General features: G+C 65.6%; 21 protein-coding genes. 10 read left to right on the top strand and 11 right to left on the bottom strand.

Features of this window, described 5'->3' with window-relative positions:
* Positions 1-115 precede the first annotated feature (115 nt).
* From NDI85_RS18295 to NDI85_RS18285, 3 genes are read right to left on the bottom strand one after another with little or no spacing between them, the layout of a single operon-like run.
* A complete protein-coding gene (locus NDI85_RS18295) occupies positions 116-574 on the bottom strand; it encodes a YeeE/YedE family protein (RefSeq protein ID WP_188997605.1) in 459 nt (152 codons plus the stop codon).
* Complete coding sequence (locus NDI85_RS18290) at positions 571-1,128, bottom strand: YeeE/YedE family protein (protein ID WP_188997603.1); 558 nt, start codon at positions 1,126-1,128, stop codon at positions 571-573. Before NDI85_RS18290 ends, NDI85_RS18295 begins: the two co-directional genes overlap by 4 nt.
* A gap of 8 nt (positions 1,129-1,136) precedes the next feature.
* A complete protein-coding gene (locus NDI85_RS18285) occupies positions 1,137-2,330 on the bottom strand; it encodes an MBL fold metallo-hydrolase (protein WP_310916577.1) in 1,194 nt (397 codons plus the stop codon).
* Positions 2,331-2,578: 248 nt separating this feature from the next.
* On the opposite strand from NDI85_RS18285, the gene NDI85_RS18280 reads away from it, so the two are divergent.
* From NDI85_RS18280 to NDI85_RS18265, 4 genes are all read left to right on the top strand, one after another.
* Positions 2,579-2,824, top strand: a complete 246-nt coding sequence (locus NDI85_RS18280; RefSeq protein WP_188997599.1) for a sulfurtransferase TusA family protein — start codon at positions 2,579-2,581, stop codon at positions 2,822-2,824.
* A gap of 10 nt (positions 2,825-2,834) precedes the next feature.
* On the top strand, positions 2,835-3,413 hold the full coding sequence (locus NDI85_RS18275; RefSeq protein ID WP_188997597.1) for a DsrE/DsrF/DrsH-like family protein: 579 nt from the start codon (positions 2,835-2,837) through the stop codon (positions 3,411-3,413).
* A 68-nt stretch (positions 3,414-3,481) separates the two neighbouring features.
* A complete protein-coding gene (locus NDI85_RS18270) occupies positions 3,482-3,892 on the top strand; it encodes a DUF302 domain-containing protein (protein WP_188997595.1) in 411 nt (136 codons plus the stop codon).
* Positions 3,893-3,910: 18 nt separating this feature from the next.
* On the top strand, positions 3,911-4,624 hold the full coding sequence (locus NDI85_RS18265; RefSeq protein ID WP_188997593.1) for a DUF2270 domain-containing protein: 714 nt from the start codon (positions 3,911-3,913) through the stop codon (positions 4,622-4,624).
* Positions 4,625-4,743: 119 nt separating this feature from the next.
* On the opposite strand, the gene NDI85_RS18260 is transcribed toward NDI85_RS18265, so the two are convergent.
* The 6 genes from NDI85_RS18260 to NDI85_RS18235 form a co-directional block, all read right to left on the bottom strand.
* The gene (locus tag NDI85_RS18260; RefSeq protein WP_188997591.1) at positions 4,744-5,358 is read right to left on the bottom strand and encodes a DUF1641 domain-containing protein; all 615 of its coding nucleotides are present in this window, start codon (positions 5,356-5,358) and stop codon (positions 4,744-4,746) included.
* Positions 5,359-5,360: 2 nt separating this feature from the next.
* Entirely contained in the window at positions 5,361-6,503 is a 1,143-nt protein-coding gene (locus tag NDI85_RS18255) for an FAD/NAD(P)-binding oxidoreductase (RefSeq protein ID WP_310916576.1), read from the bottom strand.
* Positions 6,500-6,742 (bottom strand): sulfurtransferase TusA family protein, encoded by a 243-nt coding sequence (locus NDI85_RS18250; RefSeq protein ID WP_188997587.1) that lies wholly within the window; start codon positions 6,740-6,742, stop codon positions 6,500-6,502. Before NDI85_RS18250 ends, NDI85_RS18255 begins: the two co-directional genes overlap by 4 nt.
* Before the next feature lie 450 nt (positions 6,743-7,192).
* A complete protein-coding gene (gene trxA, locus NDI85_RS18245) occupies positions 7,193-7,597 on the bottom strand; it encodes a thioredoxin (protein ID WP_188997582.1) in 405 nt (134 codons plus the stop codon).
* Positions 7,598-7,787: 190 nt separating this feature from the next.
* A complete protein-coding gene (locus NDI85_RS18240; protein WP_310916575.1) occupies positions 7,788-10,274 on the bottom strand; it encodes an MMPL family transporter in 2,487 nt (828 codons plus the stop codon).
* Positions 10,275-10,277: 3 nt separating this feature from the next.
* Entirely contained in the window at positions 10,278-14,444 is a 4,167-nt protein-coding gene (locus NDI85_RS18235) for a hypothetical protein (RefSeq protein ID WP_310916574.1), read from the bottom strand.
* A 518-nt stretch (positions 14,445-14,962) separates the two neighbouring features.
* Between NDI85_RS18235 and NDI85_RS18230 the strand changes: the two genes are divergently transcribed.
* The 3 genes from NDI85_RS18230 to NDI85_RS18220 all read left to right on the top strand — a co-directional run bounded on the left by NDI85_RS18230 (position 14,963) and on the right by NDI85_RS18220 (position 17,769).
* The gene (locus tag NDI85_RS18230) at positions 14,963-16,666 is read left to right on the top strand and encodes an alpha-glucosidase (RefSeq protein WP_310916573.1); all 1,704 of its coding nucleotides are present in this window, start codon (positions 14,963-14,965) and stop codon (positions 16,664-16,666) included.
* Positions 16,667-16,884: 218 nt separating this feature from the next.
* Positions 16,885-17,178, top strand: a complete 294-nt coding sequence (locus NDI85_RS18225; RefSeq protein ID WP_310916572.1) for a GYD domain-containing protein — start codon at positions 16,885-16,887, stop codon at positions 17,176-17,178.
* 168 nt (positions 17,179-17,346) lie between these two features.
* On the top strand, positions 17,347-17,769 hold the full coding sequence (locus tag NDI85_RS18220) for an ester cyclase (RefSeq protein ID WP_188997568.1): 423 nt from the start codon (positions 17,347-17,349) through the stop codon (positions 17,767-17,769).
* Between the two features lie 153 nt (positions 17,770-17,922).
* Here the strand turns inward: NDI85_RS18220 and NDI85_RS18215 are convergent, their stop codons facing one another.
* Together NDI85_RS18215 and NDI85_RS18210 are read right to left on the bottom strand one after the other, a co-directional pair.
* Entirely contained in the window at positions 17,923-20,595 is a 2,673-nt protein-coding gene (locus tag NDI85_RS18215) for a S8 family serine peptidase (RefSeq protein WP_310916571.1), read from the bottom strand.
* A 242-nt stretch (positions 20,596-20,837) separates the two neighbouring features.
* Positions 20,838-21,092: a HalOD1 output domain-containing protein gene (locus NDI85_RS18210; protein WP_188997564.1), complete on the bottom strand. Its 255-nt coding sequence runs from the start codon at positions 21,090-21,092 to the stop codon at positions 20,838-20,840.
* Between the two features lie 423 nt (positions 21,093-21,515).
* Here NDI85_RS18210 and NDI85_RS18205 point away from each other — a divergent pair, with 423 nt between their 5' ends.
* The 3 genes from NDI85_RS18205 to NDI85_RS18195 all read left to right on the top strand — a co-directional run bounded on the left by NDI85_RS18205 (position 21,516) and on the right by NDI85_RS18195 (position 24,891).
* Positions 21,516-23,144, top strand: coding sequence for an alkaline phosphatase (locus NDI85_RS18205; RefSeq protein WP_188997561.1), 1,629 nt, complete (start codon positions 21,516-21,518; stop codon positions 23,142-23,144).
* Positions 23,145-23,510: 366 nt separating this feature from the next.
* Positions 23,511-23,660 carry a hypothetical protein gene (locus NDI85_RS18200; protein WP_188997559.1) on the top strand — a complete coding sequence of 50 codons (150 nt, stop codon included), beginning with the start codon at positions 23,511-23,513 and terminating at the stop codon, positions 23,658-23,660.
* Between the two features lie 169 nt (positions 23,661-23,829).
* Positions 23,830-24,891 carry a zinc-dependent alcohol dehydrogenase family protein gene (locus NDI85_RS18195; RefSeq protein WP_188997557.1) on the top strand — a complete coding sequence of 354 codons (1,062 nt, stop codon included), beginning with the start codon at positions 23,830-23,832 and terminating at the stop codon, positions 24,889-24,891.
* Positions 24,892-24,948 lie beyond the last annotated feature (57 nt).

The raw sequence follows: 24,948 nt of genomic DNA, 5'->3' as shown, positions 1-24,948 counted from the left end.
ATGTCTGTCCGGTTGCTCCCGAGCGGTCACTTCGCTCAACAGTCGTTTGAACTGCTGATTGAGGTCGTGCGTAGATGCCTCGAACGCTTCTGCGGGCGGGATCCATAGCTGTGAGTTAGTCTGCGCCCGTCGCGGCCGTGTCGCGTGTCTGGCTCCGGCTCCGCCAGTAGCCCTGGAGGTACGCGCCGACGAACATGCCGGCGAGCGCCCAGAGGATGGTGACGTTGCCGACGCCGAGGCTGGCGTAGGCCGCGCCCGGGCAGATGCCCGAGAGCCCCCAGCCGACGCCGAAGACGGCGCCGCCGACGAGGACGTTCCGGTCGAACGGCTTCAGGCGCCGTTCGTACCGGTCGCCGGTCAGCGGTGCGGTGTCTCGAATCCTGGGCATCACCGCGAAGGCGATGCCGGAGACGATGGCCGCGCCGAACATGACGAACAGCAGGCCGAAATCCTCGAACTGGAGGAAGTTCAGCACGACCTCCGGACGCGCCATGTGGCTGAAGCCGAGCCCGAACCCGAAGATCAGGCCGCCGACGAAGATCAGCGGCTTGAACAGCGGGTGTCGATTGCTCATGGGCTCACCCCCAGCGCAGCGACGACCTGTGCGGTGCCGATAGCCACGGTCAGGAACGTCGCCACGCCGACGATGGACGTCTTCGACGCCGAACCGACGCCACAGACGCCGTGGCCGGACGTACAGCCCTTCCCGATTCGGGTCCCGATCCCGACGAGAATGCCACCGAAGAACAGCCGCCACGGCTGGACGTCAGTCGTCCAGAGCGTCACGCCGGCGATCTCATACAGTTGGCCGGTCGTTCCGGGCTCGTAGAGCGACGTCGTGATGACGCCGGATTGGACCGTCGCCGCGAACGCTGCCGCACCGAGGACGATGCCGAGCGTGAACACGACGCGCCAGTCACGTGAGCTGACGTACTGCTGGAACCGCGACTGGTCTGAAACGTACGACAGCGTCGACTCGAGGAACGTGCTCGCGCCCGCCGGGATGCCCGTTCCGACGTAGATCACGACTGCACCGAGCCCGACCAGCAGGCCGCCGATAGCGTAGCGACTGATCCCGTTGGGGAACAGCTCGGCGGCCAGCTGTAGGACGAGTAGCTCAGTCTCCATCGGCGATGTCAGTCACCCGCGAGCGAGTCCTGGCTCGCGGCGCAGTTGTTCGGCCCGAGTTCGAGGGTGAACGCCTCGTCGTCGTCGACGGCGTTCTGCCCGAGGTTCGTCGCGATGATGTCCTCGTAGTTGGCTGGCCGCGGCGGCATGTCCGAGAGGATCAGGTCGACGAACGCCTGTTCGTCCATCGTGAGCGCGTCCATCTCCTCGACGAGCCGGCCGATGGGTGCCGTGTAGGTGCCGTCGGCGGCGGGCTCGGCGGCGTCGCTGAAGTGGGCACCTCCGATCAGCGTGTCGTCGGGCAGCGTCAGCACACGCTCCTGCAGGGACTCGTAGAGCATGCGCGCGGCATCCGGCGCACCGTCGTCGCCCTCTTCGAGGTCGGGGCGGGCGACGCTCTCGACGAACAGCCCGTCGCCGGTCGCCAGCAGGCTGTCGCCGATGAGGTACGACGTCATACCCGTGGTGTGACCGGGCGTGTAGACGGTCTCGACGGTAACGTCGCCGACCTGGAACGTGTCGCCGTCTTCCGCGGACGCCAGTTCGTCGGCGTAGGTGACGCCGCGGTCGACCGCGGCCTCGGGGATGACACCCTCGACGCCCTCGTCGTCGAGGTCGCGCACACCCGAGATGTGGTCGGCGTGGATGTGGGTGTCTAGCGCGTATTTCAGGTCGACGCCGAGGTCCTCGGCGTCCTCGAGGTAGCGGTCGGTGAAGGCACGCAGCGGGTCGATGACCGCGGCTTCCCCGTCGTCGTAGACGAGGTAGCCGAGACAGCCCGAGGACGGTCGCTGATACTGGAGGAGCGTGCCGGCGCCGTCGTAGTCAGTTACTTCGACGGTCTCGTAGATGCTCGCCCAGCCGTTCATGCCGTCTTCGAGGTGATTGACGTCGTAACCGCGCTCTGCGAGCGTGCCCGCGACGTACTCGCTGGCACCGCCTTTCGCACACAGGACGGTCACTTCGCGGTCGTCGGGGATGCGATCGAGGACGTCCTCGCCGATGTCGTCGTCGAGGAACTCGAAGTACGGGACGTTGATCGAGGTGACGGTCTCGCCGTCGATACGCCACTCCTCGTAGTCGGACTGCATGCGCGCGTCGAGGAGCACGATCTCCTCGCCCGCGTCGATGCGGTCTTTCAACCGTTCGGGAGCGATCGTTTCGACTTCGACATCTGGTGTCGGGAAGTCTTCAGCGTTCATATCGTACACTCCCTCCTACCGGACTGACGTACAAAAGGGTTTGCATAGAAAATCACAATACACACAATATTCTGCGCCCGAGAGACACTGAATATGATGCTCACCCACCGGAAACGGTCTGAAGCGCGCTTTATGGGTGGTGGCGGAGAGCCAAGTGTTCGTAGTATATACAAGAACCAACATTCTTTTAACCACTCGGACGGTATTGTGTGATAGCTCCAATACAGATGGACGGAGCGATCAAAACTATGAGTGCAGAATTCGATATCACGGAGACGCTCGACGTGAAAGGTGCATCGTGCCCAATGCCGGTAGTCAAGACCAAGGCCGCCGTTGACGATCTCGATGCGGGTGCAGTTCTGGAAGTGCTCGCGACGGACTCCGGTAGCATGAGTGACATCGACGGTTGGGCTGCTGGTACCAGCGGCGTCGAACTGCTCGAACAAGCGGAAGGTGACGGCGTCTACAAGCACTACGTCCGCGTGACGGAGTGATTCGACACCGATGAGTACCGACACACAGGACGCAGCCGTCGACGACGCGCCGTCACGCGCGGAGTTGGCTACGCGCGTCGAGCAACTAGAGGAACAGCTAGCCGAGGCCCGGACCGAGAGCGAGGACGACACACAGAAGATGTCGATCATCGCGACGAAGGGGACGCTGGATATGGCGTATCCCCCACTCATCCTCGCGAGTACGGCCGCAGCCTTCGGCTACGAGGTGACCGTCTTCCACACGTTCTGGGGACTGGACATTCTCCACGAAGAGCGGTCGAAGCACCTCAAACTGAGTTCGGTCGGCAACCCCAACATGCCCATCCCGAATGCACTGGCCGCTCTTCCCGGGATGGACCGGATGACGACGAAGATGATGGCGAAGCGAATCGACGACAACGACACGGCGACCATCGAGGAACTCATCGAGACGAGCCTCGACATGGGAGTCGAGTTCCAGGCCTGTCAGATGACCATCGAACTGATGGACTACGACGAGGACGACTTCTACGACGGCGTCACTACCGGCGTCGGTGCGGCGACCGCGATACAGGACATGGCTGAAGCCGATATTCAACTCCTCGTCTGACCCGATGACCACGAGAGCGCCCACGAACTGAACACAACCCATAAGACCTTCCAAGAGAATTGTACAGTATGCCCTATACCATAGACAAGGCCGTGGCCGGCGAGTTCGACGACGTCGTCGACCAGACGACTGCGGCCCTCGAAGACGAAGGATTCGGCGTCTTGTGCGATATCGACGTGCGAGCGACGTTCGCGGAGAAACTCGATCTGGACGACCAGTTCCGGCGCTATCGCATTCTCGGTGCCTGCAACCCCTCGCTGGCACACGAGGGACTCGAAACGGAACTGCGTCTCGGCGCGCTCTTGCCGTGTAACGTCATCGTCTACGAGGAGGACGACGGAACGGTCGGCGTCAGCGCCGTCGACCCGCACGTGCTCCTCGGCGCCGTCGAGGGGGCGGCCCTCGACGCGGTTGCGGACGAGGTTCGTGCACGCTTCGAGCGGGTTCTAGATGCCCTTCCGGCGGCCGATGACGAATAGCGCTACAGGGAACCAAGGATGACTGCATCTTCGACTGACGAGACAGACGGTGAGCAAGCCGCGGCGGCGTCACCACACGTCGGTGCCGGGATGCTCGACGAGGATATGGGGCCGAGTTCTGCGATGGCCCACCTCTATCGTGGCGAAATCCATCGGATGAAACTCTGGCGTGAACGCCTCGACCGCACCACCAACTGGGCGGTCATCGTCATCGCGGCGCTCATCACGTGGGCGTTCTCCAGTCCCGACAACCCCCACTACATCATCCTCGTGGGTATCGCGACGCTCACGGTCTTCCTCGTCATCGAGTCACGCCGCTACCGTGGGTACGATATCTGGCGGACGCGGGTTCGAACGATTCAGGAAAACGTCTGGGCGTATGGCCTCGATCCCGCGAGCGGCGTCGAAGACGAAGACTGGCGTGCGTCTCTCGGCGAAGACTACCGGACGCCAACCCTGAAGATAACGGCGGAAGAGGCCATAGCGCACCGACTGCGGCGTGTGTACCTCCCGCTGTTCGCCGTCCTGCTGGTCGCCTGGCTGATTCGGATCACGGCCTTCTCGACCGAGTCGTGGATCTCGTCTGCGGCTATCGGGATGATCCCGGGCAGCGCTATCATCGGTGTCGTCGCGGTGTTCTATGGCACCGCACTCGTCGTGGCGTGTCGCCCCCGCACGTGGCACGCGAAGGGGGAACTCCGGGCAGAGGAGCTACGGAAGAAACGGAAGTAATCGACGCCGCCGCCGACGCCTATCGCTTCTTCGAGGGTCTAGACGAGGCCGTCGGAGATCTCTCGCCGAGGAGTAACCGAAATCTGTAGCACCGACCGCGAAACCGGCGAGACCGGTTGTCACTCGGTCTGGGACCGGCCGATCGACCGCGCTATCGCAAGCAGATAGCCGAGGCCGCGCTGGACGTCCGGATCACGTGACGCTTTGAGCAGTCCGACGGGACCGACCCGCTCGGGCGTCTCCCGCTCGGCCGCACTGACACTTTCCAACATGGTCTCGATACCGTTTCGTGCGTCGTCCTCCCCAGCGGTCTGGGCGACTTCGCCGAGGGCGGACCCAGTCCCAGCCAGCGACCGGACCATCTCGTCGTCGAGTGCCGCCGTCACTAGTGACACCACTTCGGCCATCTCGACTACCGTCTCCAGCGTTCCGCTCTGCTGTAGGACGACGAGCGACTCTATCGCCGCCCGGAGTTCCCCACCGTTTTCCCCGATCGTCTCGGCCAGTGCAACGGTCTCGTCGGTGGCGAGTCCGTCGGCCGATTCGGCAAGCGTAGAGCCCGTGTCAGCGAGTTCCCGAACCATCTCGTCGCTGAGGGCGCTCTCACCGAGAGCGAGTACGTCCAGTCGTTCGTTGACTGCGTCGAGTCGTCGGACGAGGTCCGCGACCGCTTCGGGGTTCTCCTCGATGGCCGCCTCGAGTTCCGGCTGCCCCGACGGAATCTCCTCGGACATGGTCAGAGGAGCCCCCGCGCGGTGAGCCAGTAGGACTCGTTGTACGCCAGTTTCGACCAGTGGAGTTTCTCGGACGGCGGTGCCGGCGACGGCGGACTCTCGTAGTCGAACTCGACGAACGACGCCGCGTCCATCCCCGTCTCGATGAAACACAGCGTCTTCCCGTCGTACGTGGCCGTCGCCGGGCGTCCCCGGATCTCGCTTGCGATCCGCTGGCCGACGACGCCGGCCTGGTAGTGGGCGACGCTTCCGGCGTTCGGGACGCCGGTGTCGGCCGTGTCTCCGAGTGCGTAGACGTTTTCGGCGGCCTCGGCTTCGAGCGTGTGCTTGTCGACGTCGACCCAACCGTCGTCGCCGAGTCCTGCCTTCTCGATCAGGTCGATACCACGATGGGGCGGAATGGACACGAGCAGATCGTAGTCGAGGTCGACCCCCTCCATCGACGTGATCGTCCCGTCCGGATCGACCGACTCGGCGTTGAAGAACGTCTCAACCGAGATGTCGCGTTCGTCCATCAGCGGACGGGCCCACTCGGCGATGTGGGGGTTGCCGTGGACGCGCTGGATGGGATACGTGTACGTGATGTCGACCTCGTCCCGGAGCCCGCGCTCGCGGAACCAGTCGTCGGCCATGAACACGAACTCAAGCGGTGCCGCCGGGCACATGTGTGGCGTCCCGACGACGCTCAGGACGAGGTCGCCCTCGGTGAACGACAGCAGTTCCTCCCGGAGCGCTTTGGCCCCCGACTCGCTGTAATAGTCGTACCCGCCCGCTTCGAGGCCGGGAACCGTTTCGGGTGCGAGCGTCGATCCGGTCGCGAGTACGAGGTAGTCGTAGTCGACCGGAACCGCGGCGTCGCGGTAGCGGAGGCGCTCGGCGTCGGTGTCGATTTCCGTGACGCGATCGATCCGGACCTCGATCCGGTCGTCGACGAGTTCCCGCAGTCGCCGGCGTCCGTCTTCGGGCTCACGCTGGCCGAAGGGGACGTACAGCCACACCGGCTTGTACACGTGGTCCGGGTCGTCGTTCACCAACGTTACCTCGACGTCGCCCGCGTCGATCACCGCGCCGAGTCGGTCCGCGAGGTCGTTTGCGAGGACAGTGCCGCCGGTGCCGCCGCCGACGATGACGATGCGCTCGGTCATGCCTTCTCCACGTAGAACTCGTAGTGGTCGTCGCGCTCCTCGGTCGCGAGCAGTTCGTACCCGGCCTCGTCGGTCCACTCGGGCACGTCCGTCAGCGACTGTTCGGTGTCGCTCAGCAGGCACACGACGGCACCTGACTCGGCGCTCCGTATCGCACCGATCAGGTCCATCAGCGGTCCCGGGCACGCTGCCCCGCGCGCGTCGACGGTCTCAGCGGGCTCGATGTCTATCTCAGTCATCGTCACACGTATACCGCCGAGCCGGGTCGCATTAATATTGTATGTGTGTTCCAATACTATGAGAAAAGCGCTCGGGTTTATCCCGGTGGTGGGTCTTCGAACCACGTACCGCACATTTCACGACAGGAGCGCCACGGCAGCCTACCGTTCGAAGGGGGAACCGGTCGGGGAGCAACGCGTGGTGTTCCACGAGTGAGACTCTCCGCCCCGCTCGTGACGGTGTCGTCGGTTTCGGAAGGCGACGACCGTCGGGGGACACGGGGCTCACCGCTGACGGTCGTCGCCGAAGACTATAGTAGCCATTGAAAGTCAATGCACACCCGACCGCACGACGGCGGTGCGGTCGGTGTGTGAATCGTTTCAATTGTCACTATAGAACGATACTGTCGGTCTGTGCGCCTCCGAGCAGGAGTTCTCCGTCAGACGCGAGACACTAGCTGTAGGCAGCCGTTAGCTGTACGCTTCGACGAGCGCGCGGAGCTGTGATTTCTGTTGCATCCCCACGAGGCGTTCGACGGGCTCTCCGTCGACGAACAGCAGGAGCGTCGGAACGCCCTGGACGCCGAACTCCGATGCGAGCGCCTGATTCGCGTCGACGTCTACTTTTGTGACTGTCGCCCGGGTGTCTGCGGCGATGGATTCGACCACCGGTTCGAGCATTTGACACGGCCCGCACCAGTCCGCGTAGAAGTCGACCAACACGACGTCGTGCGAATCGACGGCCGCCGAGAACTCGGCCCGGCTATCCACCGCCACCGGTTCGGACGGTGACTCCTGTGTCTCGGTTTCGACGCGTTCACGGATCTGCTCGCGCTTTCGCTCACGGATCGCTTCGAGGGTATCGTCCTCGCTCATCGGTCGACGGCACGGCGTCCTGATACGTAGTTGTTTTGTCTCTCAAGCACAATACTACCGCCGCCTTTCGGAGTACTCTGACGACCGCAGTGACGCTGTCGCCGCTCGTGTGGTACATCGCGGGCTGGTGGGGTGATTCGAGCGATACGAGGCACGGCGATGGGACTCCCTGAGCGGGCTGTTCGTGCCGTCACCCGACGAACCGCGCCCAGACGACGATGACGCTCGGCGTGACGACCATCGCGGTGAGGTACGAGTAGAGAATCGACAGGGCCGTGAGAACGCCGAACTGGCCGAGTATCGGCGTGATTGCCAGCACGAGGACGCCGATACCGCTCACGGTCGTTATCATGCTTCCGGTGAGCGCACCGCCAGTGCCGGTGACGGTGGCCGTCAGCGCCGGGAAGACGGCGGTCATCGGCGCCTCGGTCCCGGCTTCACCGTCTGCACGGTCGAGACGGAGTTCGTATTCGTCGGCGAACCGGTGGACGAAGTGCGCGGAGTAGTCGATACCGAGGCCGAGCGAGATAGAGAGTATCGTCGCGGTGAGTGCGTTGAACGGGAGGTCGAAGTACCGCATCGACCCGGCGAGCAGGGCAATGGTCACGAGGATGGGGACGAGGTTGACAAGCCCGAGCGAGACCCGGTCGACGAGAACGTGATAGATAAAGAGGAGAAAGAGCGCGGTCAGGACCAACGCGATGAGGAGGCTCTGGACCGCCGAGGCGAGTATCGCGTCCGCCACGTCCTGAAAGACGACGGCTGCGCCGGTAGCGGTGGCCTCGAATCGGTAGCGGTCCGCGACGGTGCGCGCGTCGCGGGTGATCGCCCCCTGTTCGGCGTCTCCTTTCGTCGTGTAGACGACTCGGGTACTGCGAAGGTCCTCGGTGATGAACCGGAGCGCGCGGTCGCGGGCCGACGACGAGAGGAGGGCGTCGTATATCGCTTCGAGGTTGTCGTCGGGGATGCCGTCGTCGTCCACGTCGCTCCGGTCGACGAGGCGAGCGAACGAAGGCGAGTCGTTCGTGTGGGACCGGACGACCCCGATGATACTCTGCGAGTCCGCCTCGCGGTCCGACGCGACGAACGTCTCGGGTGGGTGCTGGCTCGCTCGCTGGATGGACTCTAGCGCGTCGTCCTGTCGCATCGGCCCCTGTACGTAGACGACGACGGTGTCGCCCTGTGCGGCCTCGAAGTTCGCTTCGAGGAAGTTCGTCCGCTCCGTGACGGTGTACTCGCCCGGTCGGAAGGGTTCGGGCAACTCTTCGAGGTAGTCGGGGTTGTCCTCGGGCGGGAGGAAGTCGTCCTGTGAGAACGCCGTGTCGACGCCGGTGCCGTAGTACCCCGCCCCCACGGATCCGAGGAGGACGAGGACGACGAACGCGGTCGGTGCCCGTCGGGCGATACCGACGCCGACCGGCAGGACGCGACCGAGGGGCGTCCCCTCGCTGCCGAGCGGCCGCTGGAACGGCATCGGGATCCCCAGTGAGTCGAACAGTTCGTCGACGGTGACCTTCGCCGCCGGGAGGAAGATGCCGAAGATGAGGAACGTAAAGACGATGCCGAAGGCGGCGACGATGCCGAACTCCCGAATCGGGCCGAGGTCACTGACCGTGTTGGCGCTGAAGCCGATGACCGTCGTCCCGGTGACGATGAAAAACGCGACGAGCAACTGTCTGTTTGCCAGCGCCATCGACTGCCGGATGTCGGCCCCCGTCGCTCGTTCCTCGCGGTACCGATTGATCGCGTGGAGGCCGAAGTCGATACCGACCGCGAGCAACAGCGGCGGCACTGCGATGAGCAGTTGCGTGAACGGGATGCCGACCAGTCCGAGAAAGCCCATCGTCCAGACGACGGTCATGACCAGCGAGAGCAGTCCCAACACGAGGTCGACCGGATTCCGGTACGCGTACACGAGGAAGACGAAGATGAGCGTCACCGCCGCGGGCACGACGATGAACAGCGAGTCGAAGATGATGGCCGAGAACTCCCGAGCGACGAGTCCCGACCCGAACACGACGATGTCGCCGTCCGTGGCCGCGACGACGCGCTGTGCCCTGAGCTGAATCGAGGTGAGCGGGCTGTCGGTCCCCATCCCAGCCGTCTCGTCGACGCCGCCGGGGATGCGGTGCTGGACGACGGCGATGGTCGCCGACGCTGCGGCCGATTCGGGGTTGAAGTCGTCGCTCAGTTGCGTTCGGAAGTCCGGCCGGTCGGCGGCGGCCCGGACCGCGCGGTCGATTTCACCCGGCGAGGCGGACTCTATCGCCCGAATCTGGGCGTCGAGCGTCGTCGCCGACGGATCGAGCGTGCGGGCGACCGTGCTCGCGGCACTGCTCGTCGATTCGACCCGCAGTTCCTCGCGGGAGTCGAGGCGTTCGAGGACCCGGAGCATCCGCAGCAGTTCGGGTTTCGAGAGGACGTTTCGCCCCCGGTGAATCAACTGCGTACTGCCTCCCTCGGAGTCGAACGTCGGCCCGAAATCCTCGTTCACCCGGTCGAGCGCGGTCTGGGCGGGGCTTTCCTGCGTGAACTGCTCGGTCCCAGCCTCGGTCGAGATGGTCGCTAGTCCGGGGGCAAACAGCGCCGTGACGAGGAGGAAGGCCACGACGACGCCGGTGGGTCGCCTGACGATCAGGTCGTTGACCCGGCCGAGGATGCGGTCCTGTAGCGCCACGGGTCACCCCGCGGGCGTGTCGGACTCGTCGTCGGCCGATTCGGTCACCGCTTCGTCGTCGGGCCCCGCCACACGTCTGCGGCGACGGTAGCGGACCACCGCGGCGGCAATCACGAGCAAGAGCGCGAGGAGGGCGAGCAACAGGAGCCACGGAATCCCGTCACCGGCCGGTTCCTGCACCGTGACGGGGACGCGGTACGTGTCCGAGAGTTTCGTCTCCTCGTCCGGTTCCTGATACTGGAAGTCGATGGACAGCGGGTAGTCTTTCGGGGTCGCGCCCCCGGCCGCACTCATCGCGAACGCGAGTCTGACGGTCTCGTTCGGGTCGATGCGCCCGACGAATGCCTGATCGTCGTCGGTACTCAGCGGGTCGTTGACGAACACTTTGGCGTCCACGTCGGTGAGCGGCACGTCGACGTTGTTCGTGACCACGAGCGTGATGACGTCGCTCTCCCCGACGTCGACCGACGTGTTCGCCGCGCGAACCACGAACACCGGTCGCCGACCGTCGACGGCGACGAATCCGGGGAGCGAATCGCTCTGTCGTGCCTCGTCTTCGGCGTTCGTATACTCCACGACGAAGGAGACGCGTCGGTCGCCGGGTTCGGTCTCGTCAAGCACCTCGACGGGGAACGAGACGGTGGCTGTCTCGCCCGCCCGGAACCGGCCGATAGCGGACTCGTTTTCCTGTACCTTCAGGTTCTCGCTCCCGACCGAGAGGGTAACGAACGCGTCGCTGACGGCCAGCGGTCCGCGGTTGCGTATGCTGGCCCGGACGGTTCCCTCAGCGCCCACTCTGAGGGGCCCGGACACGTTCACGACCGTGAACGACTGCTCCGGCGTGGTCGTCACCCCGAGGAGCCTCGTCTCCGCGGGTTGACTGTCCCCGGTCCTGTCCTCGTAGTCGACGCGGAGGCGAAGCGGAAATCGCTGGCTGCCCGCGTCCTCGGGCGCGGCGACGCGGAAGGAGACGGTCCGTCGCTCGCCGGGTCGCAACTCGTCGACGAACCGCGACGCGTTCGCCGCGTCCCCGACGTCCAGTTCGCCGCTCTGTGAGCGCAACGAGACGAGCACCTGCCGCACCCGCGTGGTACCCGCGTTTTCGAGCGTCAGCGTGACGTTGCCGTCGTCACCGGCCTGTACGGACTCCCGCAGCGCGACGACTCGGAACGTCTCCCGCTCTCTGTCGACCGAGAGGCGCGACGAGAGGCGCTTGCTCTCGCGGCGGTCCCCGTCGGCGTTGGTGTAGCGAACGACGAACTGGACCTGTCTCGGGATAGCCTCGGCGTCCGACGGGATGCGGACCGGGAGTCGGAACTCGGCGGCCTCGTCGGCCGACAGGTTGCCGACGGCGTACTCGGTCTCCTGTGGCACCAGCGACTCCGTCGTCGACGTGACCTCGACGACCACGTCCTCGACGTCGCGGGGGCCGTCGTTGACGACACGTCCCGTGAGGTCTCGCTCGGCACCGACCTCGAGGTCGCCGGTGACGTCTCGGACAGCGAACGCCTGTTCGGGCGCCGGTGTGAGCGCCAGAGCGATGGGGTCCGACCGCTGTCGGTCGCCGTCTTCGTCCTCGTAGGCGACGCGCACGTCGAACGGGTACTCCTGCGGGGCCGCGTCGGTGGGTGCGGAGACCTGAAACCGGACTGTCCGTCGCTCGCCGGCGTCCCACCGGCCGACGGCGCGACTCCCGTTCCGCCCGCCCGCTGCACCCACCGTCAGGTCCCCGCTGACCGACTCTAACTGAACCACGGCGTTCGTGATGTCCTCTGTGCCGACGTTGCGCATCCTGAGCGCGACCGTCCCGTCCTCGCCGACCTGCACGTCTGTGTCGACGTCGAGAATCTGGAACTGCCCCGCCTCGGCGACGACGTCGTACCGTGCCGGGAGGCGCTTACTCTCGACGACGTCGCCGTCCTGATTGCGGTACTCGACCACGAACTCGAACTGCTTGCGGCCCGGCCGCGCGCTGTCGAGGACGCGGATCGGGAACTGGAAGAACGCCCGGTCGCCGCTATCGAAGTTCCCGAGGACGTACTCCGATTCGAGCGCGACGATGTCCTCGTTCGGCGTGATGACCCGGAGGACAGCCGAGTTAGCGCCCTGCGGGCCGTCGTTTTCCACGACGCCCTTGATGCTCCCGTCGCGCCCGACGCGGAGGTCCGCCGCTCGCGCGTCGACGTCGAACCGCTGTTCGGCCGCTGGTGTGACCCCGAACTGTACGTCGTCGGCGACTCGCTCGTCGCCGTCTTCGTCGGTGTATCTGGTCGTGACCAGCACTGGATACTCGTCCGTCGCGGCGTCCGCGCCGAACCGCGCCGTCAGGTCGAAGGTCCGCTCCTCGCCGGCGTCCCACTCGGCGACGAACCGCGTGGCGTTCGAGGCGTTCCCGAACCTGAACGCGCGGTCCGTAGCGGTGAACGTCACCCGGGCGTCCGTCAGGTCCTCCTCGCCGTCGTTGACCAGCGTCACCGTCACCGTCCCTCTGTCACCGACCTGTGCGTTCGAGTCGACGTCGACGACTTCGACGACGTCGACTTCCTCGCGAATCGAGGCCGTCGCGAACAGCGGGTCGCTCGTCCGTCGTTCGCCCTCCGCGTTCGTATAGCGCACGGCGAACTCGAACTGCCGCTCGGTCGGTTCGACGGTGTCCGCGATGCGGAACGGGAACTCGAAGTCGACCGATTCGCCGTCTTCGAAGTCGCCCAGCGGGACCTGCGTCTTCAGCGGGGTCACGCCGTCCTCGGGCGACCGGACGACCAACACTGCGTCCTCGACGTCTCTCGGCCCGTCGTTCTCGACGGTCCCCTCGAGCGTTCCGTCGTCTCCGACCCTGAGGTCGCCCTCGACGTCGTCGACCTCGAACGACTGCTCGTCGTCGGGTTCGACGCCGAACTGCACGTCGTCGGCGACTCGCTCGTCGCCGTCTTCGTCGGTGTATCTGGTCGTGACCGACACGGGGTACTCGTCGGTCACCGTGTCGTTCGCGAACCGCGCCGTCAGTTCGAAGGTCCGCTCCTCGCCGCCGTCCCACTCGGCGACGAACCGCGACGTGTTGCGCGCGGTCCCGAAGCGGAACCCGGGGTCCAGCGACGAGAACGTCACTCTGGCGTCGGTCAACTCGTCGTCGCCCTCGTTTTCTAGCGTCACCTCGACCGTCCCCCTCGCTCCGACCTGTGCGTTCGAGTCGACGTCCTCGACGGCGACGACGTCCTGCCGGTCCCGTATCTTGACTCGGGCGAACAGCGGCCCGCTATCCCGTCGGTTGCCGTCCGCCGTCGTGTACAGCACCGCGAACTCGAACTGCCGCTTGGTCGGCTTGGCCGTCCTCGCGACCCGGAACGGTAGCTCGACGGTCTCCGACTCGTCGTCGTCGAACTCGCCGAGGGCGACTTCGGACTTGAGGGCGGTGACGCCCGCCGCCGTCTCGCGGACGACGAGTACGGCGTTCTCGACGTCGCGAGGACCGTCGTTCTCGACGGTGACCTCGATGTCGCCGTCGTCGCCGGCCCGCAGTGACCCGTCCACGTCGTCTATCGAGAACCGCTGTGCCCTGTCGGGCCTGATACCGACGGACAGCGGGGCCGACCGTGTGGCGTTCCCGCTCGGGTCGGTGTACCGGACGGTCACCGTGAGCGGATACTTCTGGGACCGGGCGGCCGCTGTCGCGGTGACGCCGAACTCGACTCGCTGCTTCTCGCCGTCCTCCCAGTCGCCGACGAACCGGCTTCCGTTGGGACCGGTACCGACCCGAATCTCCGGGTTCGACGACTGCAAGACGACCGTCGCGTCCGTGAGGTCACCGGGACCCTCGTTTTCCAGTTTCACCGACACGGTTCCGTTCTCGCCGACCTGCAGGTCCCTGTCGACGTCGACCAGACGGAACCTCGCTGTCTCGGCCGTCTCGTCGGTGTCGCGGCCGTTACCGCCGTCGTGGTCGTCGTCCCCGTCGTCGTCTCCGTCGTGGTCGTGGTCGTCGTCCCCGCCGTCGTCTCCGTCGTCGTACCCGTCGTCACCGCCGTCCGTTCCGGCCGACACCGATGCGGCGGTAGTCGAGGCGGTCGCCAGTGCCGCTGGGGCCGACACCAGCGAAACGACGAGCGCCAAGACGAGGACGCGCCTCATCGTCCCGAGAACGGACCGCCGAACGCTCTCTGCAGCGCACACGGTCTTTGTCGACGTCGAGATGTGCGTGCCATCGACTGGGATGACCAATCGCGACAGCACACTTTGTATTACGTCCTTTATTTGACCAGACAACCCGTAAGCCGCGCCATCGAACCGTGAGCGACCCGGTAAGACGGAATTACCGGATTCGACAGCGGCGCGAGAGAGCCTCGGTTCCCGACCCCGGCTTCGACCGGCGACCGGTCCGCCGACCGGCAGTTACTCACGAGGGAAACTGTAATTCGCGCCGAGCTACCGATCCGAGTGTGCTGTTGGCACGGCGTCTCACGTGGTCGAGAAACTTCGTGTTACTCCGAACTACCGGGCGGTCGTTTCGTGACCGCGCCGCGGACAAATTTTAGCCGCGGGTGTTGTCAGCGAGTAGAGACCCCGAGGCGACGACAAGCCGACGATACTCTCTACCGGTGAGGCTGCTCGACCGCGGAGGTCGGTCACGCTATACGTTCCGAGGTCCGGTGTGAGAAAACACTACGGTGGCAGTCGCCGTTCCTTCGGGTATGACTCGGCGAAGCGTGACGGCCACGACCGACCGCGACCGTCAGTGGTGGAAGGAAGCGGTCGTCTATCAGGTGTATCCGCGGAGCTTCTACGACAGCGACGGCGACGGTGTCGGTGACCTGCCCGGAGTCACCGCGAAAGTCGAGTACCTCGACGACCTCGGTGTCGACGTCGTCTGGTTGTGTCCGGTGTACGAGTCGCCGAACGCCGACAACGGCTACGACATCAGCGACTACCGAGCCATCATGGACGAGTTCGGAACGATGGCCGACTGGGAGACACTGCTCGACGCCCTCCACGAGCGAGAGATGCGCCTGCTCATGGACCTCGTGGTCAACCACACCTCCGACGAACACGAGTGGTTCCAGCGGTCCCGACGGCGCGAAGACGGTTACGAGGACTACTACTACTGGCGTGACGGCTCGCCGGACGAGCCGCCGAACAACTGGGGGTCGTTCATGGGCGGGTCGGCGTGGACCTACGACGAGGTTCGAGAGCAGTGGTACCTCCACCTCTTCGACGAGAAGCAACCGGACCTGAACTGGCGCAACGCCGACGTTCGGGACGAGATCGCGTCGCTCGTCGAGTGGTGGCTAGAGAAGGGCATCGACGGCTTCCGCATCGACGCCAGCAACTACATCTCGAAGCCAGAGGGCCTGCCGGACGGCGCGTCTGGGCGGTCGCCGACCGGCGTCGAGCAGTTCAGCCACGGCCCACGCGTACACGAGTATCTACGCGAACTCTACGAGCGAACGTTCTCGAACTACGACGTGATGACCGTCGCCGAGATGAACGATACGAGCGTCGAACTGGCCCGAGAGTATCTCGGCGAGAGCGGCGACGGGCTAGACATGATCGTCCACTTCGAACACATGGGCGTCGACGCCGGCCCCGGCGGTCGGTGGGACCCGGAGGGCTGGGGCGAGTGGAGCCTCCCAGCGTTCAAGGAGATCATGTCCCGCTGGCAACGGGACCTCGGTGACGGCTGGAACGCGCCGTATCTGGGCAACCACGACCAGCCTCGAATCGTCTCGCGGTTCGGCGACGACGGCGAGTACCGTACCGAGAGCGCGAAACTCCTCGCGACGTTCCTGCTGACCTCGCGTGGCACCCCGTTCGTCTATCAGGGCGAGGAAATCGGGATGACGAACGCCGAGTTCGACGGTCTGGCCGACCTCGACGACCCACAGACGGTCGGCGCTATCGAGGACCTCCTCGCTGCCGGCACCGTCGACTCCTACGCGGAGGTCCGTGAGTTCGTAAACTACGTGAGTCGCGACCACGCGCGGACGCCGATGCAGTGGGACGACACCGAGAACGCCGGCTTCACCGACGGCGACCCGTGGTTCGCCGTCAACGACGATTACACCGAGGTCAACGTCGCGGACGCGATCGCCGACGAGGACTCTATTTGGCACTACTACCGCCGACTCATCGACCGCAGACACGACGCCGACGTACTCGTCTACGGCGACTACGACCTGTTGTGTCCCGACGACGAGCAACTGTACGCCTACACCCGGACGCGCGACGACGAGGCGGTCCTCGTGGTGCTCAATTGGTCGGCAGATCCGGCGGCGTTCGAACCCGAGGATATCGACGTCTCGGCGTCCAGCGTGCTGATTTCGAACTACGACGACGCGTCGGCCCGCGGCGTTCGACGCGACTACCGCCCGTACGAGGCCGTCGTGGTCGAACTCTAAGCGGTTCACCCACCGCGGACACGACCGCTCGTGTCCTCGCCGGGCGCGAACGGAGCCGCGACTGTGATCGGTCGCAGGTGATACTGGGGTACGCCGCTCTTAGCGCCCGAGCGACCCACTATGTACCGACTGTTAACGTGGCTGGAGGCGAATGTCTAACGGCGTTCTGCGTGGTGTCGTCGGTGTCGTCGGCGGCGTCGGAAGGACGCGAGGACCCTATGCCAACCTACATCACACTCTGGGACTACACCCAGCACGGCATCGAGAACATCGACGATAGCCCGGACCGCCTCGACAGCGCCATCGAACTCGTCGACTCCGTGGGGGGCGAACTGCAGGCGTTCTACCTCACGATGGGAGCACACGACCTCGTCACCGTCGCGGAGTTCCCGGACGACGACGCCGCGGCCAAGGCGCTCCTCCGAATCGGGCAGTCCGGCGCGGTCAGTTCGGAGACGCTGAAAGCCTGGCCGGAAGACGACTACCGCGACCTCGTCGCGAACCTGCCTTGAGCCGTCGACGCTCGGTCCCCGTTTTTCGCGTCTATCGAACCCTACTCCTCCCCAGATTCGGATACCCTGTAAATACCTAACATGGTAGCTGCCGACGATGGGGACGAACGTTCTGTACTGTCGAGGGACGTGGGACGCGGATGGGTGAACGTTCACGGGGGAGAGACAATGCCAGAAGTAACAGCAGAAGTCGAGAACCTAATACGAGATTACGAGCGCCTGTGGAACGAGGGCAACTACGCGGAGATACCGACGCTCGCCGCCGACTCGTTCGTGCTCCACGACCCGGGCTATCCGGAGACCGTCCGTGGTCGAGACGCCTTCGAGACGTACCTCCGAGAGCTACGCGAGGGGTTTCCGGACTTCCACGTGGAGATAGAGGACATGGCCACGAGCGGCGGGACGGTCATGGCGAAGTGGACGATGACCGGCACCCACGAGGGCGAGTTCGCCGAGATACCACCGACCGGGAACAGCGTCGAACTCGAAGGCATGGATACGGTCGAGATAGCCGACGGAACGGTACAGGAACACCGGATATACTACGACAGTCGAGCGCTGTTCGAGCAGGTTGGTCTCACCGACGAGTGAGACCACAGCCGTCTCGGGCGTCGGGGTCTGGGGATGTGGCTTTCGACGAGTTTACCGCCAGTCAGGGGCGGATCGCGTTCTACCCGCTGTCCCCGCTGTTTCAGACGACCAGACGGGGACCCACGGTCAGCAGTGGACGACACAGGCGCCGTCTCAGCGAGACTGTCGGCGCGTTGCGAGCAGTGCGGCAGCGAGCAGTACGAACAGGGTGAGCGGTATCGTAAGGCCCGGTCCACTGCCGTCGGTCGGGGGCGCGATGGTAGTCGACTGGTCCACCGTTCGGGTCGACGCCATTGGCGTCGTCGGTTCCGAACGCGTCGGCGGCCGCGTCGCTGTCGCGCTGACTGTCGACGACGTGGTCTGTGACGACGACCGGTCTGTCGTGGTCGCGGTAGCGGTCCGTGTCGGTCTCGTCGTCGGCGCCTGTGTGGGGACCGGCGTCGAGGCGGCCGTCTGTTCAGGCGACGGGTCCGGGGCTGGCGCCTGCCGGGGTTCGGGCGCTGGAGCGGGGACCGGTGTTGGCGTCGCGGTCGGCGTGTCGGTGGGCGTCGCGGTCTGCGTCGCCGTGTCGGTGAGTGTCGCGGTCTGCGTCGCAGTGGGCGTATCGGTGGGCGTCGCCGACGGTGACGGAGTGGACGACTCCGTCGGTGCTTCGGTAGCCGTCGCTGTCGGTGGTTCAGAGAACTGGGCGGTGATACGGCGCGTCGCCACTGACCCACCGCCTCGAAGCGTGACGTCGAGTTCGAGACGGCCTTCGTACGCGCCGTCGATTCGCGTCTGGAGCAGGACGTAGTTCGTCTGCGGGGCCCGCAGTTCGTACCGCTCCCCGAACCGGAGCCGCGAGTGGACGTACAACTCCCCGACCGGGTCGCCGTCGTACGCTATCTCGACGGTGACGCTCTCGGACGGAACCGTGTTGTTCGCGCCTGCGTCGACGCGAACCGACTCCAGTTCCGACACCACCAGCCGCGTCGTTCCGACGTCGTCGGCGGTGAAGTCCGTCGGGTACGTGTCGTTCCAGCGCTCCACGAGGCCCGCCCGGTCGAGCCGTATCGTCCGGTTCAGGTAGCGACCCGGCGGCACGTCGACGGCGACGGTCTTCGGTCGGTAGCCCGGCGCGTCGACGGTCACCGTCTGTCGCCCCGCATCGGTCGAGAGCGCGTACGAGCCCCCGTGAGAGGAGTAGTACGAGCAGTCGCTGACCGAGACGGACGCGGGAGCGATGCGGGTGCCGTCGGCCGTAACGATCTGCCCGCGGATCCCCTGTCCGTCCACGACTCGGTCGGTCGCGGCGCGGGCGTCGACGATTCCGCCGCCGTAGCGAACCGGGGCCGTGGACGCCGCGTCCGCCGGCGGCGTCGCCGAGCAGCGAAGCGCCGTCTTGAGGACGCCCGGGTGGACCTCCCGGCCTGCGGCGCTTTCCATCAGTGCGAGCGTCCCTGCCGTCAGGGGTGCGGCACCGCTCGTTCCGCCGAACGACCCGACGGAACTGGTTCCCCGCGGCACCACGAGGTCCTGGCCCGGAGCGACGACGTCCGGCTTCGAGTACGCGAGTGGCCAACTTCGGGGGTACCGGACCGTCCGCGTCCGGTCACGGTTGTACGGCCCTTCGAAGAGCGCGCGTCGGTTGGACGACGAGAACGCCAGCACGTTGCCGTCGGCGTCGGTGGCCCCGACGCCGACCGTCTCGTAGACGGTGGCCGGCGAACGGACGTAGCCGGGCCCGTCGTTGCCCGCGGCCGCGACGACGACCGTCCCCAGCCGTTCCGCACGCCAGATAGCCCGAACGAGCGGTGCGTAGCGAGCCGTCGAACTGTCCACGACGCTGCTGATACTGACGACGTCGGCGTCGTTCTCTAGCGCCCACTGGATGCCAGCGACGACCGATTCGCGCTCGTCGACGAGGCCGTGGAGTAACTCCGTCTCCGGGGCGACGCCCATCCGCTCGTACCCGCTTACGTTCCCGGCCGCGACGAGTCCGCTGGTCGCCTGTCCGTGTGCCGCTTCGAGATGTGGTTTAGAGTCGTCGACGCGCCGTCCATCCGCGTCGAACTCGGCCCAGCCCCCGGGATACGTCGGGTCGCTCGCGTCGGTCGTGTACAGGTCCAGCGTGGGGTGAGCGGGGTCGACGCCGCTGTCGAGGACTGCGACGCGGGTCCCGTTTCCCCGCGTGTCGTACGCCGACCAGACGCGCGTGGCGTTCGTCGCTGTGACTTGCCAGGCGGTGCCTGCCGTGACGTCGGTCGGTGACGCCTGCGAGTCCGCTCTCTCGCGGGCCGCCGTCGTCACCGACTGCGGTGCCTGACGGTCGGCGGTCGACGACCCCGGTGCTGTGGTGGCATCGGCTGACGCCCCACGGTCCGGGTCTGGTCGCCGACGGTAGATTCCGACGACGCCCCTCACCGCGGCGAGACGCGGGAGGTCGACACGTGTGAGGTCGGCCCGAAGGAGGACGCTGTTGACGATCCAGAACCGGTTCTCGACTGTCAGCCCCTCGTGGGCGCGGGCGTACGCGACGACGGGTCGCTGTGTACGCTCTCTCGTGCGTTTCAGTCTCGCGATGGCGGCGTCGCCAGTCCCCGTCGGCGCGGCGCCATCGTCTGCGACGCGGACCCGAACGTCGACGACGCCAGTCGCGGTCCGAAGCGACGGGTCGATAGCTGCGTGACGCACAGCGGACGTGCCCTGTACCGGCGCGTCCGTCGTCGCCGCGCCACCGGCCGTCTCACCTACGGTGTCCGAGACGGGGGCCGAGGTTCCAGACAGCACTGGCGCGACCATCGCGAGACAGACTACGAGCACTCCGACGGCCCGAACCGCGCTCACGAGCGGGTCACCTGCCGTCCTCGCGGGCGTCGTCGGCCGACCTGCGGCGGCGACGCAACCATGCGCATGGGCCGGTAGCCGGCTACAATAGTACGGGCTCTGATACCACCGCTAAACCATCCGTTATCTGTTCAGGCGATGCCTACCCGGTAGAGCGGTCACAACGGCACGCCACAGCGGCGGCACTGACCGACGACTGGCACGCTCGTGTCCAGACGGCCTCCGACGGCGGCACGTCGTTCTCAAAACCGCGCCGAGTCGTCGGTCCAACGACGTTCGACGGTTCCGTCGACGACGATGTCGCCGTCGCTCGTGAGCGTCACCTCGTGGTCGGGTACCTCGAACGAGAGTCGCCAAGCCCCTTCGGAATGTTTCGTCAGCGTCGTAATCGCATCACAGGCGACGTAGTTTTCGAGCGTCAGTTCGAGGTCGCTCGGCTCGACGCCTCTCGCCGTCGCGATAGCCGTCAGCACGTCTTCGACCGGCGTAGATGACACACTCTGAGTGACACTTCCCCATCGGCAAAAATCCACTGCAAGGGTGGAGCGTAGTGTTTCGGTTAGCGGTGTCAGCGGGCCAGAACGCCCCGGTGTTCTTCGCTGCCGCGACTCGCTGTTCGCTTTGCGTGGGCCGTCGTCGAGGGTCGCCGAGTACGGCCTCACTCACCCGGCACTGGATGCAGACCAGACCGTGACGAGCGGTGCAGTATCCCCCGCCTAGTCGAACACGCTTCTCACCGCTGCCACCGAGGAGCGGTGTTCGAAATTTCGACTATCTCATACTATCGGGAAGGCCACATCCGCCCTGAATAATCCGGTATACTCGTTGTCGAAGGCCTACATAGACCAGTCAACCGAGAGTTATTCCTATAATGAAATATTAGAAACGACTACCTCTGGCGACTATCGACTCCCACGTGGATGGACACCCACAATCCACCCACGCCTGACCCGGACGCACACAGTCGCCGCCGCTTCCTCCAGCGGACCGGTGGTGCAACAGCCCTCGCAATCGTCGGTGGTTCGGGGACCGCCACGGCCGTCGACGACGACGGTCGGTTCACGAGCGACCCGTTCTCTCTCGGCATCGCCTCCGGTGACCCGCTCCCGGAGTCCGTGATTCTCTGGACTCGCCTCGCGCCGTCGCCGCTCGAACGCGGTGGCGGGATGCCGGAGAAGAAGGTCCCCGTCACGTGGACCGTCGCAGAAGCAGCAGACATGCGCCCGGTCGTGCAGACGGGGACGGTCTTTGCCCGGCCCGAGAACGCCCACGCCGTCCACGTCGACGTTCGCGATCTCGACCCGGACACCGAGTACTACTACCAGTTCAGCGCCGGTGGCCACCGTAGCACCGTCGGGCGGACGAAGACCGCCCCTGCCCCCGGAGCCATACCCGACGAGTTCCGGTTCGCGTTCGCGTCCTGTCAGGCGTGGTACGACGGGTTCTACACGCCGTATTCGCACATGGCCGAGGACGAACTCGACCTCGTCGTCCACCTCGGTGACTACATCTACGAGTACGGCATCGGCCCGGACGGCGGCGTCCGGAACACGTCTGTCCCGCAGGCGTACCGGGCCGAACCGACGACACTCGATCGCTACCGACTGCAGTACGGTCTGTACAAGTCCGACCCCGACCTGCGGGCCGCACACGCCTCCGCACCGTGGCTCGTCACCCGCGACGACCACGAAGTCGACAACAACTGGGCGGGCGACACGCCACAGGACCCCGACGAACAGACCGTCAGAGACCTCCTCGAACGCCGTGCCGCGGCGTTCAAAGCCTACTACGAGCACATGCCGTTCCGGATGGCCCAGAAACCGGACGGTCCGGACCAGAAGCTCTATCGAAACTACGCCTTCGGCGATCTCGTCGAGTTCGACGTCCTCGACACACGCCTCTATCGAAGTGATCAGGCCTGTGGCGACGCCTTCAACGTCGACGAGTGTCAGGCCCGGTTCAGCGAGGACCGCACCATCCTCGGCGACCGACAGGAGGCGTGGTTGGTCGAGACCCTCGAAGCGTCGACGGCGACGTGGGACGTCCTCGCGAATCAGGTCCCCTTCGCGGAGATGGACTTCCTCGAAGGTGCGGAAGACGGCTACCGGATGGACCAGTGGGACGGCTACGCCGCGGACCAGCGGACGGTCAAGCACGCCTTCGAGGACCACGTCAGGAACCCGGTGGTCGTGACGGGCGATTTCCACTCGAACTGGGCGAACGAGATTACGAGCGCACGGCGGGACGGCGAAACCATCGGGACCGAGTTCGTCGGGACGTCCATCTCCTCGGGCGGCGACGGGGCCGAGTACACCGACTTCGACAGCGACGAGGCGGGCGCGCTCGGCCGATACGTCGTCGAAGAGAACGAGAACGTCGCGTACAACAACGGCCGGCGCGGCTACACTCGCTGTACGCTGACGCCGGACCGCTGGGTCACCGAATTCCGGGTCGTCGACTACGTGACCGACAGGGGCGCACCCATTCGGACGGACGCGACGTTCGTCGTCGAGGACGGGGCCCCCGGCCTCGGCGAACGGTGTAACTGACCCCTGCGAGCGACCGCGGGACCGTTCGTCTCCCGAACACCGGCCGCAGGTCGAAAAGTGCGGCTTACGCTGACAGTTCGTGGCCACACGGCGACGAACGCCGCTCGGACCGAGTCGGACCGACGCTCAGTCGGCGCTGTGCGGAGGCAGGAATCCGCAGTCCGGACAGCCGGTGTGTTTCGTGGTCTGATAGCTCAGCTTACTGCTGCAGCGGATACAGTCGTAGCGGACGTGTTTCATCAGCATACAATCACGCTCGATTACATATAGTCGTTGCGTGAGCGGCGTTCACATCCGGTCCGACAGCGACCGGCGGAACGTATTAGCGTGCGAATATCTATCACGACTGGACGCGTAGCACCGAACATGCCCGTGAGGTGTGCTAACTGTGATGAAGACCTGCCGACACAGCGGTACCACGTCCACCTCGCGACTGGCGAGGTCATGGAGATGGAACTCTGTGAGGGCTGTCGGCACAAGTTCGTCACGGCCGATTGGGTCGCGGCCGTCGTCTAACACCGCTCTGTCCGGTCACAGCCGAGTCGCTGGGAGAGACTTGGCGGAGACCGTCTCCGTCGCGCTCTCGATACGGTCGAAACGACGCCGTCCCGAACGTCGGGGCGCTCGGTCAGCGTGCCAGCCCACCCACACGATTATGCTGAATGTCAACGATTGATGTGGTACTATGCGCGCAGCAGTGTTTACTGGGCACGGACGACCACTGGCGGTCAGGGATATCGACGCACCCGAACCGGATCCCGAGGGAGTCGTCGTCGAAACCGAGGTGTGTGGCATCTGCCGGAGCGACTGGCACGCGTGGCAGGGCGACCCGCTCTGGGAGTCGAGGGGGTTAGAAGACGGCCACGTACTGGGACACGAACCCGCGGGTGTGGTCGTCGACGTCGGCGAAGACGTCGAACAAGTACGCGAGGGCGACCGCGTCACCGTTCCGTTCAACCTCGGCGACGGGACGTGTCCCTCGTGTCGTAACGGCCACTCGAACCTCTGTGACAACCGCCTTCCACTGGGTCTGGCCCCCGAATCGCCGGGCGCGTTCGGTGAACAGTTCCACGTCCCGTGGGCCGACTTCAACGTCGTCCGCCTCCCGGACGGCGTCGCCCCCATTGATATGGCCGGTCTCGGTTGTCGGTTCATGACCGCCTTTCACGCGCTCGTCCACCGAGCGGACGTCACCGCCGGCGACTGGGTCGCTGTCCACGGGTGTGGCGGGGTCGGTCTGTCTGCCGTCCACATCGCCGATGCGGTGGGCGCAAACGTCGTCGCCGTCGATCTGTTCGACGAGAAACTGGACGTCGCCGCCGGACTGGGCGCCGTCGAAACGGTGAACGCGAACGCGGTCGAAGACGTGCCCGAGGAAGTGGCGGCGATTACGGACGGCGGCGCCGATATCTCCGTCGACGCACTCGGCATCGCCGAGACGTGTCGGAACTCGGTCCGGTGCCTTCGGAAACGCGGCCAGCACCTCCAGATCGGGCTCACGTCGAGCGAGGAGGGCGGCGAAGTCTCGCTTCCCACCGACCTGATGGTCGCCAACGAACTCCAGTTTATCGGGACCATCGGGATGCCGCGCCCCCGCTACGACGAGATCTTCCGGATGCTGGCACACGGGAAAATCGACCCGGCGGCGATGGTCTCCGAGACGGTGTCGCTCGACCAGACCGGCGAGAAACTCGCGTCGATGACGGAGTTCGAAACCGTCGGCATCCCCGTCATCGACGAGTTCTGACGACCGGGTCCGCCGGCACTGCTCACCGGTAGCGTTCCGTTCGGGCGTGCCTTGGGC

The organism is Haloarcula sp. S1AR25-4 (assembly GCF_031624555.1).
Lineage (GTDB): Archaea > Halobacteriota > Halobacteria > Halobacteriales > Haloarculaceae > Haloarcula > Haloarcula pellucida.
This window is presented reverse-complemented; position numbering and strand designations above follow the sequence as displayed.

Excerpts from the sequence above, each read along its gene's own strand:
- NDI85_RS18205 (WP_188997561.1), top strand. The coding sequence starts at position 21,516 with ATGGACACCCACAATCCACCCACGCCTGACCCGGACGCACACAGTCGC.
- NDI85_RS18295 (WP_188997605.1), bottom strand. The coding sequence starts at position 574 with ATGAGCAATCGACACCCGCTGTTCAAGCCGCTGATCTTCGTCGGCGGC.
- NDI85_RS18265 (WP_188997593.1), top strand. The coding sequence starts at position 3,911 with ATGACTGCATCTTCGACTGACGAGACAGACGGTGAGCAAGCCGCGGCG.
- NDI85_RS18275 (WP_188997597.1), top strand. The coding sequence starts at position 2,835 with ATGAGTACCGACACACAGGACGCAGCCGTCGACGACGCGCCGTCACGC.
- NDI85_RS18225 (WP_310916572.1), top strand. The coding sequence starts at position 16,885 with ATGCCAACCTACATCACACTCTGGGACTACACCCAGCACGGCATCGAG.
- NDI85_RS18230 (WP_310916573.1), top strand. The coding sequence starts at position 14,963 with ATGACTCGGCGAAGCGTGACGGCCACGACCGACCGCGACCGTCAGTGG.
- NDI85_RS18200 (WP_188997559.1), top strand. The coding sequence starts at position 23,511 with ATGCCCGTGAGGTGTGCTAACTGTGATGAAGACCTGCCGACACAGCGG.
- NDI85_RS18280 (WP_188997599.1), top strand. The coding sequence starts at position 2,579 with ATGAGTGCAGAATTCGATATCACGGAGACGCTCGACGTGAAAGGTGCA.
- trxA (WP_188997582.1), bottom strand. The coding sequence starts at position 7,597 with ATGAGCGAGGACGATACCCTCGAAGCGATCCGTGAGCGAAAGCGCGAG.
- NDI85_RS18290 (WP_188997603.1), bottom strand. The coding sequence starts at position 1,128 with ATGGAGACTGAGCTACTCGTCCTACAGCTGGCCGCCGAGCTGTTCCCC.
- NDI85_RS18270 (WP_188997595.1), top strand. The coding sequence starts at position 3,482 with ATGCCCTATACCATAGACAAGGCCGTGGCCGGCGAGTTCGACGACGTC.
- NDI85_RS18255 (WP_310916576.1), bottom strand. The coding sequence starts at position 6,503 with ATGACCGAGCGCATCGTCATCGTCGGCGGCGGCACCGGCGGCACTGTC.
- NDI85_RS18250 (WP_188997587.1), bottom strand. The coding sequence starts at position 6,742 with ATGACTGAGATAGACATCGAGCCCGCTGAGACCGTCGACGCGCGCGGG.
- NDI85_RS18220 (WP_188997568.1), top strand. The coding sequence starts at position 17,347 with ATGCCAGAAGTAACAGCAGAAGTCGAGAACCTAATACGAGATTACGAG.
- NDI85_RS18195 (WP_188997557.1), top strand. The coding sequence starts at position 23,830 with ATGCGCGCAGCAGTGTTTACTGGGCACGGACGACCACTGGCGGTCAGG.
- NDI85_RS18260 (WP_188997591.1), bottom strand. The coding sequence starts at position 5,358 with ATGTCCGAGGAGATTCCGTCGGGGCAGCCGGAACTCGAGGCGGCCATC.
- NDI85_RS18285 (WP_310916577.1), bottom strand. The coding sequence starts at position 2,330 with ATGAACGCTGAAGACTTCCCGACACCAGATGTCGAAGTCGAAACGATC.